This is a genomic window from Desulfobacula sp., from assembly GCF_014237455.1.
Lineage (GTDB): Bacteria > Desulfobacterota > Desulfobacteria > Desulfobacterales > Desulfobacteraceae > Desulfobacula.
On record NZ_JABZFL010000041.1, the window covers coordinates 13,973 to 31,983 of the forward strand.

The 18,011-nt window shown below is 42.6% G+C and carries 13 protein-coding genes; 2 read left to right on the forward strand and 11 right to left on the reverse strand.

Translation table 11 applies throughout. The annotated features are described in order from the left end of the window. Positions 1–93 precede the first annotated feature (93 nt). The gene (locus tag HGJ91_RS05965) at positions 94–456 is read left to right on the forward strand and encodes a hypothetical protein (RefSeq protein ID WP_291346793.1); all 363 of its coding nucleotides are present in this window, start codon (positions 94–96) and stop codon (positions 454–456) included. Between the two features lie 16 nt (positions 457–472). Further along, positions 473–3,448 (forward strand): insulinase family protein, encoded by a 2,976-nt coding sequence (locus HGJ91_RS05970; RefSeq protein WP_291346794.1) that lies wholly within the window; start codon positions 473–475, stop codon positions 3,446–3,448. Between the two features lie 51 nt (positions 3,449–3,499). Here HGJ91_RS05970 and HGJ91_RS05975 read toward each other — a convergent pair whose 3' ends face one another. The 11 genes from HGJ91_RS05975 to HGJ91_RS06025 all read right to left on the reverse strand — a co-directional run bounded on the left by HGJ91_RS05975 (position 3,500) and on the right by HGJ91_RS06025 (position 17,842). Further along, positions 3,500–5,698, reverse strand: a complete 2,199-nt coding sequence (locus tag HGJ91_RS05975) for an acetate--CoA ligase family protein (RefSeq protein WP_291346795.1) — start codon at positions 5,696–5,698, stop codon at positions 3,500–3,502. Positions 5,699–5,822: 124 nt separating this feature from the next. Then, a complete protein-coding gene (locus HGJ91_RS05980; protein WP_291346796.1) occupies positions 5,823–6,488 on the reverse strand; it encodes a peptidoglycan DD-metalloendopeptidase family protein in 666 nt (221 codons plus the stop codon). Between the two features lie 12 nt (positions 6,489–6,500). Next, complete coding sequence (locus HGJ91_RS05985) at positions 6,501–8,960, reverse strand: 4Fe-4S cluster-binding domain-containing protein (protein WP_291346797.1); 2,460 nt, start codon at positions 8,958–8,960, stop codon at positions 6,501–6,503. An 89-nt stretch (positions 8,961–9,049) separates the two neighbouring features. Continuing rightward, the gene (locus tag HGJ91_RS05990) at positions 9,050–9,382 is read right to left on the reverse strand and encodes a hypothetical protein (RefSeq protein ID WP_291346798.1); all 333 of its coding nucleotides are present in this window, start codon (positions 9,380–9,382) and stop codon (positions 9,050–9,052) included. Next, positions 9,382–10,485: an ABC transporter ATP-binding protein gene (locus HGJ91_RS05995; protein ID WP_291346799.1), complete on the reverse strand. Its 1,104-nt coding sequence runs from the start codon at positions 10,483–10,485 to the stop codon at positions 9,382–9,384. Before HGJ91_RS05995 ends, HGJ91_RS05990 begins: the two co-directional genes overlap by 1 nt. Positions 10,486–10,575: 90 nt before the next feature. Next, the gene (locus tag HGJ91_RS06000) at positions 10,576–11,736 is read right to left on the reverse strand and encodes an extracellular solute-binding protein (RefSeq protein ID WP_291346800.1); all 1,161 of its coding nucleotides are present in this window, start codon (positions 11,734–11,736) and stop codon (positions 10,576–10,578) included. A gap of 69 nt (positions 11,737–11,805) precedes the next feature. Then, entirely contained in the window at positions 11,806–12,606 is an 801-nt protein-coding gene (locus HGJ91_RS06005) for an ABC transporter permease (protein WP_291346801.1), read from the reverse strand. Between the two features lie 12 nt (positions 12,607–12,618). Then, entirely contained in the window at positions 12,619–13,488 is an 870-nt protein-coding gene (locus HGJ91_RS06010) for an ABC transporter permease (RefSeq protein WP_291346802.1), read from the reverse strand. 310 nt (positions 13,489–13,798) lie between these two features. Next, positions 13,799–15,205: a sigma 54-interacting transcriptional regulator gene (locus tag HGJ91_RS06015; RefSeq protein ID WP_291346803.1), complete on the reverse strand. Its 1,407-nt coding sequence runs from the start codon at positions 15,203–15,205 to the stop codon at positions 13,799–13,801. Continuing rightward, the gene (locus HGJ91_RS06020; RefSeq protein ID WP_291346804.1) at positions 15,195–16,805 is read right to left on the reverse strand and encodes an amidohydrolase; all 1,611 of its coding nucleotides are present in this window, start codon (positions 16,803–16,805) and stop codon (positions 15,195–15,197) included. The genes HGJ91_RS06015 and HGJ91_RS06020 overlap by 11 nt, the downstream gene beginning before the upstream one ends. Continuing rightward, a complete protein-coding gene (locus HGJ91_RS06025; protein ID WP_291346805.1) occupies positions 16,805–17,842 on the reverse strand; it encodes a proline racemase family protein in 1,038 nt (345 codons plus the stop codon). Before HGJ91_RS06025 ends, HGJ91_RS06020 begins: the two co-directional genes overlap by 1 nt. Between the last annotated feature and the right edge of the window lie 169 nt (positions 17,843–18,011).

Consider the following 18,011-nt stretch of genomic DNA (forward strand, 5'->3'; position numbering starts at 1 on the left):
TTTCTTTGTTTTCATATCAGTTGCATCTGGCGTTGATATTTTTAATATCTTTATTATGTCACAACAAACCTTTTTTGGGGAGGGGGGCTTATCATGGTAGAAAAACCAGAACATGGAACCAATTGGGAAAATTTCATAAAAATGTTATTGGACAGGCTTGATATTCCGACAAAAGAAGATATTATCTCTTTACATGGCAGGCTTGACAAGCTGGAGCAATTGCTTTATCAGAAGCAACCGGCTGATAAAAGCGGGAGAACAAGACCGGCAGGCAAAGGCAAAAGTGCTTCTTCCATTGTTCTCGATGTGTTTGCAAATCACCCTGAAGGCACTAATTTTAAAACGGTTAAGGCTGCCACGGGATTTGAGAAAAAAAAACTGAGAAATATCATTTTCCGACTGGATAAAATAAAGAGGATCAAACGGGTAAAACGTGGTGTTTACAAAAAAGTTTAATGGGAAAAACAAAAAGATGGAAATTATTGCATTTAAACCGGGGCAGGAACTTTGCGGATATACCATAAAAAAAATTACTCCGCTTGAAACTATAGATTCCGTGATGGTTCAGCTTGAACACATAAAGACAAAGACAAAACACATCCATATCTTAAATAAGGACAAGGAAAATACCTTTGGCGTGTTTTTCAGAACGGTTCCCACGGATTCTTCCGGTGTGGCCCATATCCTTGAGCATACCGTGTTATGCGGGTCAAAAAAATTTAATGTCCGCGATCCGTTTTTTTCCATGATCAAAAGAAGCCTGTCTACATTTATGAATGCCTTTACCGCGTCTGACTGGACCATGTATCCTTTTTCCACCCAAAATCAAAAAGATTATTATAACCTGATGAACGTTTATCTTGATGCTGCCTTTTTTCCAAAGATTGATGAATTAAGCTTTAAACAGGAAGGGCATCGCCTGGAAATCCTTGAAGCGGATGACACGGATATTGAACTTGAATACAAAGGCGTTGTCTACAACGAAATGAAAGGTGCCATGTCCTCTCCCGGTCAGGTTCTGGGAAGATCCCTTCTCACAGCCCTGTACCCTGACACAACCTATCGGAATAATTCGGGCGGCGAACCATCTGACATCCCGACACTCACCTGGGAAAACCTTAAAGATTTCCATGCCAGATATTACCACCCGTCTAATGCGTATTTTTACACCTACGGCAATTTGCCTTTGGAAGAAACCCTTTCATTCATCTGTGAGAAAGCACTCAACCAATTTGGAAAAATTGAGATAGACTCAAAAGTCCCCTCCCAACCCAGATGGGTCACTGCCCAAAAAGCCACGCAAGCCTATGCTTACTCCGACCCGGAAGACGCTTCAAAGAAATACCAGGCCTGTGTGGCCTGGCTGACCTGTGATGTCAAAGATTTTTTTGAAGTCCTTGTCCTCACTGTTTTGGAACAGATTCTTCTAGGAAACTCTGCTTCTCCCTTAAGAAAAGCCCTGATCGACTCAACCCTAGGATCGGCCTTATCAGATTCAACCGGATTTGACTCAGATAATCGGGATACCCTGTTTGCCTGTGGTTTAAAGGATATCTCCAAAGATTCTGTTGAAAAAATTGAAACTATTATTTTTTCAACCATTCAAGAGATCGCAGACAAAGGGATTGAGCAGAACCTGATTGACTCGGCCATCCATCAGATTGAATTTCACAGAAAAGAAATCACCAATACCCCTTACCCGTTCGGTATAAAATTACTGCTTTCATTTGCCAGTACGGTTATCCATGATGGCGATCCTATATCCTGCATTAATATTGATGAGGACTTGGACAAACTAAAAGAAAATATAAAAAAAGGAGGGTTTCTTGAAAATAAATTAAAACAATATTTCCTTGAAAATCCTCACAGGGTCCTTTTCACCCTTGAACCGGATACAGATCTTGAGCAAAAAGAGATTAAAGAGACAAAAAAGGAACTCAAAAATCTTTTAAAGCAAATGACCAAACAGGACCTTGAACAGATCCGAAAAGATGCCAAAACCCTTGAAGCACTTCAGGAAAAAGAAGAAGATGTTTCAATCCTGCCGACTCTGGATCTTGTTGATATTCCTCCTGAAATAGAAATTATAAAACCTGACACTATCAAAAATGTTAGTCTTTCCACCTGTTATGACACAGCTACTTCAGGTATCTTCTATTTTACCTGCCCTGTGGGTGCCGGCAGCATCCCATCGGATCTTTTTGCCCTTATACCGTTTTTCTGCCAATCGTTTACAAACAGCGGGACAAAGAAAAATTCCTATGACAAAATAGCAGAAATTATGGATCTTTATACTGGAGGGGTATCTGTCTCCCCGTTTTCAGGATCTTACTTTTCAAAAAAAGCCGAACCCCATTCATTCCTTGCCATCCAGGGAAAGGCCCTGGACCGGAATGTTGAAAAACTATTTGATTTGATAAAAGAGTTTATTGAAGAATACAATTTCCAGGATTTTGAAAGGCTGAAAAGCCTTTTGTTGCAATACCAGGCTGGAATGGAAGCCTCCATTGTTTCAACCGGTCACAGGTATGCCATCTCCCTTGCCTCCAGGCATCTTTCAAAAGCCTCGTATATTAATGAGCTCTGGCATGGTATTGCCCAGTATCAGCTCATCAAAGAGATTACCGAACAATTCAACACAACCGGAAATAAAAACAACGTTCTTGAAACCCTTTCGGAAAACTTGATTAGAATTGCTCAATCTATTTTAAAAAGAGGAAATTTCAAACCTGCTGTAATTGGTGATTCAGGTGCCATCATACGTGCGGACAAACAGTTTAACTCCATCCATGAAAATCTTTTAAATGATTCTCAACACTCTTTTTTTACACCGGATATATCCTTTGAACAAGACCTGCCCTATGACGGCTGGTATACCAATACATCGGTCTCTTTCGTGGGGCAATCCTTTAAAACCGTTCGAATCACCCATGAGGACTCCCCGGGACTGGCAGTGATCAGCAAGATACTCAGATCGTTATATCTTCACCGTGAAATCAGGGAAAAGGGTGGGGCCTACGGTGGATTTGCCATCTATAACACTGAAGAAGGGATTTTTTCATTTGGATCATACAGGGATCCCCACATTGCAAGAACCCTGGATGTCTATAAAAAGGCCTGCGACTTCATTATAAATGGAGACTATACCCAGACCGATGTCAAAGAAGCCATATTACAGGTCTGTTCAGAAATCGACAAGCCTGAAACTCCCGGGCCGTCAGCAATGAAAGCCTTTTACAGGGATATCACAAAACTTGATGATGACATTCGCCGGCAGTTCAAGAATTCACTATTGCGACTTGACAAAAAAAGAATCCAGGACATTGCCAAAAAGTATTTCACCATTGATGAAACTCAAAAAGGGACAGCCATCATATCAAGCAGGACAAACCTTGAAAAAGCCAACAAGCAGCTATCGAAAAAACCCTTAGCCCTGTTTAAAATTTAAACGGGCAGGGCAGGCCTGGATCCGGACCGAACCGGCTTTCCCCATGCCTGATCACTGATTTGCGTGGCTTTTACGCCAATCATTATACTGGCACATTCCCCAAAGCGCTTTAACCGCTCTTTCCGGCGAAGGGAAGAACACACTCTTATGTTCATATCCTTCAAGCCTGTAAAGGGTTCTGCTGATTTCATCGGTCAAAAGGCTTACACCCAGAACCGGTTTTTCATACTTCTGGGTTAATTTGATCACATACCGGGTATAGTCCTCTTCAAATTGCAGTATTGCATCCTTAAAAACTTGTACCGCTTTCCTGTCAATATCAGGATCTGTTCTGAGCACCGATTCAATCATATTATTGACCAGCACCCTTTTTCCATGAATACCAAGATGAATGACTGCATCGCATCCGTCCCATTTGAGCAGCTCTTCCAAACAGATTTTGGGAATATCAGGATCATCTTCCCCCACAATATCAACAGGATTTCCGTGACTCCAGAATGGTGGCAGAATCCTGTTGAGCCGTTCAATAATATTCCTGGAAAGCTTTGGGACCTCAAGTCCGTGTTCCGCACAAAGATCTGTTGTGATCACTCCCCAGCCGCCCCCAAGGGTCATTATGGCCACCCGGTTTCCCTTTGGCAGGGGCAGGGATGAAAACACGGCAGACAGATCCAGAAGTTCCATGGGTTGATCTGCCTGAATAATACCGGCCTGCCTACAGGCGGCATCAAATACTTTTGTATCCGAGGCCATGGCCCCGGTATGGCTTGCCGCAGCCCTTTCACCCCTGCTGGTCCTGCCGCCCTTTAAGACAACCACAGGTTTTTTTCGGGAGACTCTTGCTGCACTTTTAAAAAATCTTGAACCGTCTTTTACACTCTCAATATAAAGCACCACCGTTCTTGTCAGATCATCAATTTCAAAAGCCTCCATATAATCTTCAATGGTAACCATGGCCTCATTTCCCGACCCTGAAAAAGCCCGGATACCAATATCCTGCTGCTCGGCAAACGCCAGAAGCTGGGTCCCCATATTTCCTGACTGGCATACAAGGGCGGTAGAACCCGGTAGCGGATAAGCATGGGCAGCACAACAATAAAAATCAATATGGGGATTGCATACTCCCATGGTGTTGGGCCCAAAAATTAATACTCCAGCATCATGAGCAACTTTCACCAGTTCTTTTTCTAATTTTGCCCCTTCTTCACCCACCTCCCTGAACCCGGAAGTGATTAACAACATCCCTTTGACATGTTTCTTTTTCAAATCCGGTATCAGATCAATCACTTTGTTTGCCGGAATGGTCACCACTGCCAGCTCAACATCCTCTTCAATTTGGGTGACGGATTTATACACATGACGCCCGGTTATTTTCCCGCCCTTGGGATTTACCAAAAAAACCTTGCCCTTATAATCCCGGGACAAGGTATTGGTTAAAAGCATATGCCCCCATTTCCCGGGGGTGGCAGATGCCCCGATAAAGGCGATGGACTTTGGATAATAACAGGAACCCAATACACTTAAATCAATATCATAGGCCTTGTATTTTTCTTCTTTTATCTCTTCCAGGACAATCAGACCGTCCACGGCAAGAGGAGAACCGTCCGGTTGAATAATCAGAGGGTTGATATCGATCTCCCTGATATTTGGGTATGTTAAAGCAATATCTGACAGTCCTTTTAGAATTTTCTTGACTGCTTCTTTATTGACTGCTTTTTCACCCCTGAACTCGTTTAAAAGTTTTTTTGAAGATAGTTGCTCAAACATATCATCCATATCCGCATCATTTAACGGAGCAATTTTAAAGACAATATCTTTTAATGCCTCGGTCAATATCCCACCCAGACCGAACACAATGACCGGGCCAAACTGGGAATCTTTAAACATACCGGCAACAAATTCTCTTTTCCCTGATACCACAGGTTGTATGAGAAAGGCCTCAATATCATCTTCAGCAAACTTTTTCATTTCCCTGACAGCATCACACACCTGATCCTCAGTGTTTAATCCAACACGAACAAGGCCTGATTCCGTCTTATGTAAAATATTTGCACCAATGCCTTTTATCACCACAGGGAAACCTGTTTTTTGGCAGGCCTCCAGGATCCGGTTTACATCTGTTTCCCGCTTTTCTTCCACAATCGGGATATCAAACAATTTAAATATTTTTTTAGCCTCATCTTCAACCAAAACTTTTGAAGATGTCAGCAATCTTTCATTGATCAGTTTTTGAACATCTGTCAGTTTCATTTATGTGCTTACCCCGTTGAATACAATGTTTGTGATGCCGATTGACACCTCGTCAATATCAAAACGGTAGGTAACACTTACTCACAAAAAATTCAAGGATGATCAATCTGTGGAAAGGCCTGGTTCAGATTCTAAACAGGGACAGAGGCGACGGGCAGAGCTCATCCATTATAGCCAAATCTTTGGCCGCACAATACCCCTTGGAAAGATATCCCTGTTCAAGTCCTTTCTGGGTAATGATCTGAAGATGAGTATGGTAAAACCAGTTCCCGTTTTCATGGAAATCCCCGATACAGGAGAAGGCTTCTCCGGGCCCAAAATTGGTACCGATGACAGGAAGCTTTCCTTTGTTCAAATGGCCGTAAAAGCTGTAAAAAGTTTCAAAATATGGGCTTTCATGCATTAAAAGGACATGGCCACCGTAATTTCCTTCGCCCGCCTCATATCCGCTTTCCATGACCCTTGCATCCAAAGGGGCATGCAAGGGGGTTCCCAGAGGAACAATAATGTCAAGCCCCAGATGATAAAACCGTTGTTCTTCAACCATCTGAGGGCATTGTGACAGGACAATTTCCCGGTTTTCAAGATAGGATGAAACGCCCCAACCGTATTGATCTTTCATCATGTCATCCAGAAGCTTTTGAAACCCTTTTTGATCCCTGACATTAATGATATCAAAAAGGGGGGAGTCAACCGACATGTCTACTATCAGGGGATCACCCGCCAGATTTTTAAAAACAGGATGAATCTCAATCTTTTCACTGTAAGCAATATAGGGGTATCTCATCATTTTTATCTTTACCTATGAAACAGGGAACCTGTTTGCTTTTATGAGCCCCTGGATCGGCACCACAGGAGAGTTATCCTCTGTAGTAATTCCTTTTGGAAGCACAAAATTTTTATCCATGCCTTTATAATAGGATACGTCATAACAGCCAAGCTTTATGTTTACCTGACCATTGTCGTGAACAAAAGATGACGTCAAACCATAATCCACCTCACCCAGCAACGTTGAAATAATATATCGCGGGATTTCCCTTCCAGATCCTTCTCTTCTGACTTTTGTGGCAATATCAATTACATCGTAGGAATCCACGGGATGGTCGATGTTCCAGTTTTGCTGAATGGGAAGCCCTGCGACATAGAGGTGATGAAATTCGATCCCTGCTTTTCGCACACTATAGGCAAGGGAATGGATGTGTTCATCAGAATCATTTACACCCCCTAAAAGGGCCGTGTTGCAATACACGGTTATTCCCTTGTTGTTCAGCCTTCTGGCAAGTTTTTCATGCTCATTTGTTATCTCATTGCCTAAGGTAAACCAGGTTTCGATTTCCAGCCTTAAGGGATTCACCACACGAAGCGTATTCAAATCCCCAAGAGTATTGATCACGGCCCTTGTATATGCTTCGGGTTCAGAGTTAAACTTCATGCTGAACAGCCGGACAGCATTCACATGGGGAATATCCTTTAAATTTTTAATGAGTTGTTTAATGTAAAAAAGAGACTCTACGGCATCCGTTGATGAGGATATGATCACATCACTAATCCTGTCATCTGATCTGATGTAATCGATCTCGCTTGCGGAAGCCCTGGCATCAATCTCAACCCTTGTTTCGTGGAGCCTCAAGAGTTTTTCAAAACCCGTGCCCACAATGGACGGCCCTATTTGCCTTTCATTGATTAATATGGATTTAAGTTTTTCAATATCATTTGTTGAAGCAGATGTTTTTTCTTTGACGACTCTTTTGGGACGGAGCCCATGAAGAAGAGATTCATCTCCGATCTGTGCCATATACTGAATATCAATGGTGCCCTCATCATTTACCCTTATATTGGTAAGCTCATTGGCAAGAGGGGCAAAGGCTTTAAAATAATCCGGTGTATAAGGGGTCCTGATCCAGACAAAATTTTCATTGTCTTTCACCTTTTCCACGGCCCATCCGCTGGTATACCAGTCCATTTTTCCTATGGGGGTTGCCGTGCAGATCCTAGGTATGACCCTGTCAGACAGGTGGGCACGAAGATGATTGGCAATTCCTATCCCTTCTGACAGGGAGCTCCAGTAAATGCTGTTCCCGTGGATGGGGCTGCAGGGAATATAAATATAATGAAGTTCTGCGCCGGCCCCCCGCAACAGGCCAAAAAGTCTTACCAGTTCAGGGCCTTTGTCATTGCAGTCACTCAAAAACGGAGTCTGGATATACACGGCAATCCCATTGTTGACAAGATCGGATATAATATCAAGGCTTTCAGGAGACACTTCATCCGGATGAATAAAATGAGTGGCCACTTCCATCCTTTTTCCGTGCTGCTGAAGTTCAAGGTTTTTTTGCTTAAAATATTTGAGATAAGCGGCTTCATTTTCAAGGAAAAGATCCGGATAATAAGCAATGGATCGTGTGGCAAGACGCAGCGTCTGAACATGGTCCACCTGCATAAGCCCGTCTATGGCAGCTGCCATATTGGCCCGGTTCATGAAGGGATCACCTCCGGTAACAACAATCTCTTTGATGGATGGAGAATCCTTTACATGCTGGACTGCTTTTTGAACACCCGGCACTGTCGGATTTTTTTCATTCCTGGAATCTTTATGTTTTCTGAAACAAAACCTGCAGTAAACCGGACAACTCATGTTTAAGAGAAAGATGACCCTATTCTGGTACATCTGTTCCAGAAGGCCGTCATGGAACTGGCCAATCCAGGTGTTGGTATGACCGCCCGTATCCAGTTCTTCAATAAACGGCAAATACTGATAAGCCACATCCTTTGATACCAGCATCTGACGAATGGTATGGCGTGACAACCTTACCGGGTATGTTTCAATCACCTGCTGGAGTCCGGCACGGTCCTTCTCAGGAACTTCAATATGAGTGGCTTTCTCAAGCTGATGGGTATCTTTAATGGAAATATATCCATGTCCCGGCAAGGCCTGCTCAAGGATGACCACAAGCATAAGATGAGGAATCTCAATCTGATTTACTCTTATTTTTTTCATTTCCCCATTAACAATAGCGGAGAAAATTTGGGTAAAAAACCCTTCCGGGTCATTGGGGTATCCTGCTTTTTCCAAAAGGTTTGAAAATTTGTGTACCCCATCGCCCTCTTTTGTGATCCTGCAGAATTGTTTTCCTGCAAGCGTTATCGTCCCATAGATATCAAAAAATTCAATCACGGTTTTTGTCAAAGCGGCAAGACCGACTTCTACTTTTTTCCCTGAATGCTTGAACACTATGTTTATTGAACGATCGTAACTTTCCATTTCCATATTCCTTTAAACAAAAATTTCATTTCCAAGCCGTCCGGAAACATCCACATTACGGATCTTTTTCCTAACGGGTTCCATCAAACTCAATACAACCTCTTTTCTGCCTTGTACAAATAGTATACAGTATCTTTTGGAAATCCGTATCCCATAACTTTTCCCAATGCTTCATCTTCATTTCCCGGATCAATTTGTATGACCAGGTATTCTTTTGAGTCTTTGGAATCATAAACCTTTTTCCAGGCATAATTTCCCTTTTTTAAATATTGATATGCGATAAGGGATTCGGAAAAAATAGAAAGAAGCTGTTTGGTTAAATCATTTTCAAAAATAATATAGCTCATTGAAGGATCAAGATGTTTCTTAATCCAGCCAAAACTTTTTCGGATCATTTCATGCCCTGAAAAATCTATCGTCATCAAATTTTAAGTAACCGGCAATGTTCATGCATAACTTTCATACACACCTCATCACCCCGCCGATATGGAGATCGTTTGACAAAGTTTATTGCATGCAGCACAAGCTTGTTTTCAAGTTCTATAAAATAACTGACTTCTCCTCCCATATAACTGCGATCCACAATCTTTCCGAAAAAAACATTCTCCCCTTGTTCCGGAACATGGTCGGCTCTGTAACCCAGGTTAAATTTTTGCGCCCGGATTACCATTTCCACCTTGTCCCCTTTGTTAAATGTTCCCGCCGGAATAGCAAGGCAGGTAGAGTTGTCTTCCAGGGTTACACTCAAACAATCGCCTTGTTGCTCATTTACAACGGCATTGAGAAAATTGGAATGCCCTAGAAAATCTGCAACGAAATGGTTGACCGAGTTGTTATAAACCTCTTCAGGATCACCTTCCTGCTGAACAAAACCGTCTTTCATAACCACAACTTTATCTGACATGGACAATGCCTCTCTCTGATCATGGGTAACAAAGATAGTGGTCACTCCCAAAGCCTGCTGGAGATTGTCAATCTCTCTTCTCATATCTTCCCTTAAATTTTCATCAAGAGCAGATAAGGGTTCATCCATCAACAAAACATCCGGTTCAATAACAATGGCTCTTGCAAGGGCAATACGCTGTTGCTGGCCACCGGATAACTGGGATGGCATCCTGTTCCCGACTCCGGGAAGCCGGACTGTTTCCAGGGCTTTTTCAACTTTTTCTTTCATAATGGCTTTTGACGCACTCCTGTACTTGAGTCCAAACGCCACATTATCAAAAATGGTTTTATGGGGGAAAAGTGCATAGTTCTGAAAAATGATACCCAGGTTTCTTTTGTGAATGGGTGTGTCATTAATCCGTTTACCCTTGATAAAAATATCACCATGGGTTGGTTCCTCCAAGCCTGCAAGCATTCGCAAAAGTGTTGTTTTGCCGCATCCAGAGGGACCCAGAAGTGTTACCAGAGACCCTTCTGGAATTTCAAGGTCCATCTTTTTAACTGCAACAACTTTGCCATACCGTTTTTCAATCCCGGTAAATTTTACAAATGCAGGGTCTTTTTCCTGTTTCAAAGCCATATGCTCCCAAATTATCCATTAAAGTAATCTTCGGGCAAATTAATCTTCAGGCCCCGGCCAGGCCAGGGTCTGAAGACATTTGTGATTAACTTACTTGCCGGCCATAATCCTGTCCCATTTTTCAGCCCAGTCAAGTTGATGGGCATTCCAATATGCAGGATCTGCAAACTTATACCCCTCTAACTTGCCTGTAGGGTCAAATGCCGGTAATTTTTTGATTTCATCCGGCATGGCAACTTTTGTCGGGTCAAGACTTGGCGGATAGCCCATGCCTATGGAAACCGCTTTTATCGCCTCGGGTTCAAGCATAAAATTGAGTAGCTTTTGGGCCACGTCAAGGTCTGTCCCCTTAAGGACATACATGTATTCCATCCAGGAATAAGTACCTTCCGGTGCAAGATATCCAATTGGATGACCCTCTTTCTGCAATAATCCTACCCTGCCTGACCAGGCAACCGTTGCATAAATATCACCATTTCCCAGAAGACTCATCAGCTCAGAACCGGATGCCCAATATTTTTTAATCATGCCTCTTTGTTCTTTCAAAGCTGCAAAGACTGCTTTCTCGTCTTTGATAGCATTTGGGTCCTGTCCCGTATGAAGCGCTGCATACCACATGTTGGTGATGTGATCTCCCCCCCATGATCCAAGTTTTCCATTAAGGCTCTTGTCGTATAATAAAGATGCACCAAGTTTTTCAGCTTTTTCCTTGGATATTTTATCCGTATTATAGGCAATACCTGTCTGACCTAAATCATAAGGCACTGCAGAAAGAGTTCCCTTGCTGATTCCTTTCAGGGTGTTCGTCATTTTGCTCATTACATTCTTGAGATTTGGTATTTTACTTTCATCCAATTCAACACCAAACCCGAGATCTGTGTAGCGGGCATAATCATAAACAGCACTTAAATGGGCGATATTAAATTCTCCGCCGGGTGGATAAGAGGCTTTTACCTGTGTTAAAAATGCAGCCATTCCCGTAAATGCAGCATCAATCACTTTAACTCCAGTGGCTTTGGTAAAAGGATCAAAGGCAAATTTTCTTAATGCTTCAGAGGTTGACCCGCCCCAGGAATGTAAGGTAATTGATTTTGCAGCAAATGCGTTTTGTACAAGCCCAAAAGGACCGCCAATCAGTCCCAATGCAGCGCCGGAAATGCCAAGAAATTTTACAAAATCACGTCTTGAAATGTTGCCTTGCTGATAACTTTCATAAACATCATCAAACTTTCTCTTCAAATCTTTTCCCATTCTTTTTCTCCTTTTTCCTTAGAATTAAACTAATAATATTATGTGCCGCCTTGATACTTAAACCTTTGTTTATTTTCCTGTTCCTTTTGCAAACTTTCTTGAGATATATCCTGCAAGAAGAGGAGTCGAAACCGTCAGAACAATCATGACTGCACCAAGGGCGTTAATTTCAGGACTTATGGAATTTCGCAGCATACCGAATATTTTCACAGGAACGGTCTGGTTCTGTGCCGTGGCCCAGAAAAGCGTTGCTGTTACATCATCAAAGGAAATGGTAAAGGCGAACAGCATCCCCGCTAATATCGCAGGCGCCAGCAAGGGAAACGTAATTTCCCTGAATGTTTGAAATGGGTTTGCACCAAGGGATAATGCGGCTTCCTCATATTCCTTCTTAATTCCTACAAGCCTTGCCTGGACAATAAGAAGGACATAGGGCAGGGTTAAAACCACATGACCAATGAGCAGCAGGGCAAAACTCTTTGGTTGTTGCAGCCACCTGATAAATAACAATAAAGCAACCCCCAATACAACCTCCGGAATCATGATGGGCGCAATTAAAAGGGTGTTTAAAAATTCCTTGCCCCTAAACTCATATCGAATAAACGCCATGGCGGCAGGCACGCCAAAAGCAGTGGCCAATACCGCTGTGCAGGACCCCAGCACCAGGGAATTTTTAAAAGCATCCAAAATAGTTGAATTATGCGAGAGCTTTACATACCACTTGAAACTGAACCCCTCCATTGGGAATGATCCAAACTGTTGGGGATTGAATGAGAGAATGACAACGGCAATAATCGGGGTAAACATCCAGACATAAACCAGGAATGTAAATATTTTTATCAATGACCATCCTGAAATAAATTTTTTCATATTTCTTACCTGTTACGATTCATTGCTTAAAGTTTTAAATATCTGGTTGATCCCCATATACCGGTTGTAGGTGTAGACAATGACCATCAAAAGCAACATCAGAATAGTACTGATAGCCGAACCAAACGGCCAGTCAAGGGTTCCGATTATCCGCTTGAAGATCAGGTTTGCAATCATTTCATTTCCGGGACCGCCTAGAATCATCGGGGGAAGGTATGTCCCGCAGGTCAACACGAAAACAAGCAGGCACCCGGCACTCACCCCGGGCAGGCTTAAAGGAAGTGTCACCTCTTTGAACGCTTGCCATTCTGTGCATCCAAGACTTTTTGCCGCTTCAGCCAGGCTTTTATCAATGCCGTCAAGACTGACGTAAATATTTAAAATCATGAAAGGCAGAAGGTATTGTAAAAGGCCCATGATGACGGCCCCTTCGTTATACAGCATGGCCAAAGGAGTGGAGATGATATTATACTTCAGCAGAAGGTGATTGATCAACCCGGAATCTCCCAGGATGTTTATCCAGCTTAAGGTCCGGATGATAAAGCTGATCCAGAATGGCAGCATGACCAGTATCATGAGAAAGGGTTTGAACCGGGATTCCGTCTTATAAAAAAAGTATGCTGGGATGTAGCCCAGGATCAGGCATAAAATAACCGTTTCAAGGGCAACACGAAGTGTATTTAAAAGGATGGACGGATAAAAAAAATCTGCAAAAAATTTAGCATAATTACCAAATTGAAAGGCCGGTATATCCTGCCCGCTTGGGGCTCTGAGCCAAAAACTATATACAACCACAAAACAGATAGGGATAACCAAAAGGAGAAAGACGGCTGTCAAAGAGGGGGATAATAAAATCCAGGGCTTCCAAGATTTATTTTTCATTCAACCATCCTGTAACTTTTACTCGTTCATTACGATTTTAGCTGCATTTAAAACTTTAAGTTATTGCAATTCTTGTACCATATATTAAATTGTTTTATTAACTAACTGAAAATAAAAAGGATTTTAATGGATGAGAAGTTTTAAAAATTATATAAAATCAGATTTGATTCACATATGAATCATCAATAATAGCTTAACTCCCTAAAATAATTGAATATATAATACGATTTAAAAATGAATCAAATTAATTTACATTGAAATGCTTAAAAGAAAGGCTCGCTTGGCTGTTTGATACAAAAATGAATCGATATTATTTTGTTGTAATACTAATCCCATGCTTTTTAAATTTTCTGACCACAGAGGGCTGACTGATCCCCAAAAATCCGGCAGCTTCCCGGGTGGTACGGCATTTCATCGCTGCCTGCACCAACATTTCCTTTTCAACCGCCCGAATCTTATCCGCCAGACTGCTGTTTTCTTCCATTGGCTGCGCTTTTATTCCAAAGGGCTTGGTCTTGCTTAATGCTTTTACCAGGTAATCATCCAGAGACCGTCTGTCACACATGACAATGGCCTGCTTAATGATATTGACCAATTCCCGGACATTCCCCGGGAAATCATAGGTTTGAAGCTTGTCAAAGGCCTTGTAACCGATCCTTGCTCTGCGATTGTACTGCTTGTTATATTTTTTAAGGGTGATTCGAACCAGTTCAAAAATATCCTCAGGCCGGTTTCTCAATGGCGGGATCAAAAGTGTAAAAGTATTAAGCCGATGAAAAAGATCCAGCCTGAACTTCTTATTGAATGTCCGGGTGTCAAGGTCCCGGTTGGTGGCGGCAATAATCGAGCAGTCTATTTTTTTGGGGGTAATACCGCCAATGGGCATAATTTCGTGATCATCCAGATACTTCAACAGCTTGGCCTGTACCCCAATGGACATTTCCCCGATTTCATCAAGGAAAAGCGTCCCCCCGGATGCCAATTCAAACAATCCAATCTTCCCCTTTTCACTGGCTCCGGTAAACGCTCCCTTTGTATATCCAAACAGTTCAGCCTCTAGAAGGTTTTCAGGCAGAGCCGCACAATTGATCTGAATAAACGGCATTTTACTGCCGGCCCTGTGTTTGTGAATGAATTTTGCCAGCAACCCTTTGCCTGTCCCGGATTCTCCCTGGATCAGAATATTGGAAGCGTTAATGGCAGATAGTTTCAAGGCCAGTCGAAGTGTCTGCTTCATTGAATCGCTCTGGGCCACGATATTGTTCTCTTTTAATTCAAGCAGGGTCAACTCGGTCAGTTCATCTTTTATCTTTTCAGACTCCTGCCTTACAAGTGCAAGCTGTTTTCTCATGCCTTCGATAAGAGAAATATCCCGTTCATTTACAACAACAAAAGACAGATTATGGTGATCATCAAAAACCGGGGTTCCTGTCACCAGTAAAGTGTATTCTGACCGTGGTGTCGTCTGAATTACACTGACCTGGCGTTTTGTTTCAAGGACTTCCTGGGTGGCTGACCTGTCAATCTGCCCTTCTTTTACAAGAGTTCTAACATCTTTTCCCAACACCTCGGATGCCTTTACCCCGTTTAAGATTTCAGCCGCCTTATTAAGCTTTAGAATTTTCCCTTCAGCATCACAAATCATCAAACCATCAGCCGATCGATTAAAAATCGTCTCAAGATATGTCATGATCATCTGTGATGAATTATCTTTCATGGACAATTCTTCCATCAAAAAGGGTTATATCGACTTTTGTATCTGCGATCCCATCAGGATCAATCTTAAAGATATCCTGGTCAAGAACGATCATATCCGCAAGCTTGCCTTTCGAAATGGACCCCAATTGATCGCCTGTTCCTGATGCCGCAGCAGGGGTAATCGTATACCCTTTTACCGCCTCTTCAACACTGAGTGCCTGCTCCATATACCATCCCTGTTCCGGGGTCTTATTCATTCTTTTTCTTGTAACAGCAGAATAAATCCCTGCCAGAGGATTGGGGTCTGCCACAGGGGCATCAGAACTGAGCATCAGGGGAACACCTGTTTTTAAAATACTTTTCAGGGTATAGGCATACTTTCCCCTAAGCCCTGCACAGGAATCAATCATGGAAATATCAAGACTTAAATTGTTGGGCTGGCAGGAGACAGCCATGTTTTTCAACGCTGAAAGTTTTTCAAGATCTTCAGGCAGAACCATCTGGACATGCTCGATTCGATGGGGAATTATACACCGGGTCAGTGCTTTGCTTTCAATCCTCTGGAACATGGCTATAATTTCTTTGTTGGCCCGATCACCAACAGCATGCACCATAACGCTTAGTCCAGCCTGATCGGCTTTTAACACAGCCCTTTCAATATCCGCAACCGAGGTCAGGGCCATGCCAAATCCCGCATCAAGATATTTTTTGGTCATCCAGCCGGTCCTTGCGCCCATGCCGCCATCGGAAAAAAACTTTAAATAACCGATCTTTAAGAGATCATCCCCAAACCCTGTACAAATCCCTAAATCAATGGCCTGGTCTGTCATTTCCCCGGGAAGAGCCACATGACAACGAATATGAAGCCTGTTTTCCCGATGAAGCTGTTGCCATGCCTTTAACGCATCTGCGCCGTCAAGTCCTCCCATGAGCCGGATATCATGAATGGATGTAAGTCCAAGTTTATGGGCATCACCTACGGCTTTTTGCATATTTTCAAGCACGGTTGCCCGGGAAGGTTCGGGCAGGACATTCCTGATCAGGTTTGAGGCAAGCTCCTTTAGAACACCTGTGGGACGGCCGGATGCATCCTTTGCAATCACACCGTCTTTGGGATCAGGGGTTTCAGAATCGATTTTGGCAAGCCTTAAGCCAAGAGAATTGGCAACAGACAAATGAAGGTCACATCTCCAGATACAGACCGGGTTATTGGGTGCAATCCTGTCAAGATCATACCGATCCGGTATTTTATTTTCAGGCCAGTCCGATTCATTAAACCCCTGGCCCAACACCCAGTTACCAATGCTCGCGGCCAGGGCCTTCTTTGAAACAGCGTTTTCCATTTCCTTAAACGAGCCGACCCGTGAAAAATCGATACTGTCATAGTTCAACGCCCACTCATAAAAATGAAAGTGGGTATCAATAAATCCCGGTAATACCAATCTGTTATCAAGATCAATCACTTGTGTGTGGTTTGAAGCCAACCCCAAGATATCCCTGTCAGACCCGATACTTAAAATCCTCTTGCCTGATATGGCAACGGCCCGGGCCTTTGGATGAAAATCATCCTGGGTTTGAATATTGCCATTATGCAAAATAATGTCTGCCACTGTTTTCATTACATGATAAATCCTTGTTGAAAGGGATCTTTTTCTTCAACAATAAAATGATGAACACCGGTTAAGTAAGCCATGCCTTTAATCTGCACAATAAACCCGTCCACAGGCCCGATTTTTTCCTTTTTTACAAGCATGGCCTCAAACGACGTACCCAAAGGACTGTGATTGATATATCTCTGATTCATTTTAATTTTCCCATAATGATGAAGAAGCGTCAGTTTTGCAGCCGTGCCCGTGCCGCAGGGAGACCGGTCTGCATGGGATTCCCCGTAAATGACCATGCCTTTGCCAAAGGCGTTGCCCTCATCGTATTGCGAATCATAAAATTCTGTGACATCAATGGTTCTGACATCCAGTCTGACAGGATGAGATACGGTAAGCTGTTCATTGGCAGCATCAATAATCTTCATGCCCAGATCCGTTAAAAATTCCTTATTTTCCAAAACCGGCTCCATTCGAATTTGACGTGAATCGACCATGGCAAAAAAACCGCCTGTACAGACAAGATCCACTTTTATCGTTCCAAATCCTTCAACCTTAATCTCTTGACCTGTAGCATAAACAAAGGAAGGCACCATATTGATGGCCACAGCATCGAGCGTATCTTCTTGAACAAACACTCTGGCCTCCATCAGCCCTGACGGGGTATCCACAAGCACAGAATTTTCCCCCTGTTCAAGCACAAGGAAACCTGCTCTTGCAAGGGTTGCCACAGCACCAATGGTTGCATGCCCGCAAAGATAGGGATATCGTTTGGCATCCATGTATATCAGTCCGAACTTTGCATTAGGAGTGACATTCCCGGTCACAAGAGCTGCCAGAATCTTGGGACCCCTGGGTTCTTTTGTCAAAAGACACCGGATATGATCATATCGGGATTTAAACCATTCAAGCTTATCCATCATGGTTTTTCCTTTGATGTCCTCCAAACCATTGATGATCAGACGCGTGGATTCCCCTTCAGTATGGGAATCAATGGTTGTAATGCATTTATCAAACCCCTTTGAAAAATTTGAAAAATCATTAAAAAATTCCATTAGAAAAAGATCCTTAGAAAAAGGCTGCATAATATTTACAATAAAGAACTTTCTTTAACTTAAACCAATTAGTTTTATTATTCAAACATAAGGTTTTATTCTTTAAAAAATATCCACCAAAAATATTTACTTATCACAGACAAACTGGAATAATGGGCTCCAAAATAAT

Coding starts and splice junctions, on each gene's coding strand:
- HGJ91_RS05990 (WP_291346798.1), bottom strand. CDS start 9,382: ATGACGATAGATTTTTCAGGGCATGAAATGATCCGAAAAAGTTTTGGC.
- HGJ91_RS05980 (WP_291346796.1), bottom strand. CDS start 6,488: ATGATGAGATACCCCTATATTGCTTACAGTGAAAAGATTGAGATTCAT.
- HGJ91_RS05965 (WP_291346793.1), top strand. CDS start 94: ATGGTAGAAAAACCAGAACATGGAACCAATTGGGAAAATTTCATAAAA.
- HGJ91_RS06025 (WP_291346805.1), bottom strand. CDS start 17,842: ATGGAATTTTTTAATGATTTTTCAAATTTTTCAAAGGGGTTTGATAAA.
- HGJ91_RS06005 (WP_291346801.1), bottom strand. CDS start 12,606: ATGAAAAAATTTATTTCAGGATGGTCATTGATAAAAATATTTACATTC.
- HGJ91_RS06020 (WP_291346804.1), bottom strand. CDS start 16,805: ATGAAAACAGTGGCAGACATTATTTTGCATAATGGCAATATTCAAACC.
- HGJ91_RS05995 (WP_291346799.1), bottom strand. CDS start 10,485: ATGGCTTTGAAACAGGAAAAAGACCCTGCATTTGTAAAATTTACCGGG.
- HGJ91_RS06010 (WP_291346802.1), bottom strand. CDS start 13,488: ATGAAAAATAAATCTTGGAAGCCCTGGATTTTATTATCCCCCTCTTTG.
- HGJ91_RS06015 (WP_291346803.1), bottom strand. CDS start 15,205: ATGAAAGATAATTCATCACAGATGATCATGACATATCTTGAGACGATT.
- HGJ91_RS05975 (WP_291346795.1), bottom strand. CDS start 5,698: ATGAAACTGACAGATGTTCAAAAACTGATCAATGAAAGATTGCTGACA.
- HGJ91_RS05970 (WP_291346794.1), top strand. CDS start 473: ATGGAAATTATTGCATTTAAACCGGGGCAGGAACTTTGCGGATATACC.
- HGJ91_RS05985 (WP_291346797.1), bottom strand. CDS start 8,960: ATGGAAAGTTACGATCGTTCAATAAACATAGTGTTCAAGCATTCAGGG.
- HGJ91_RS06000 (WP_291346800.1), bottom strand. CDS start 11,736: ATGGGAAAAGATTTGAAGAGAAAGTTTGATGATGTTTATGAAAGTTAT.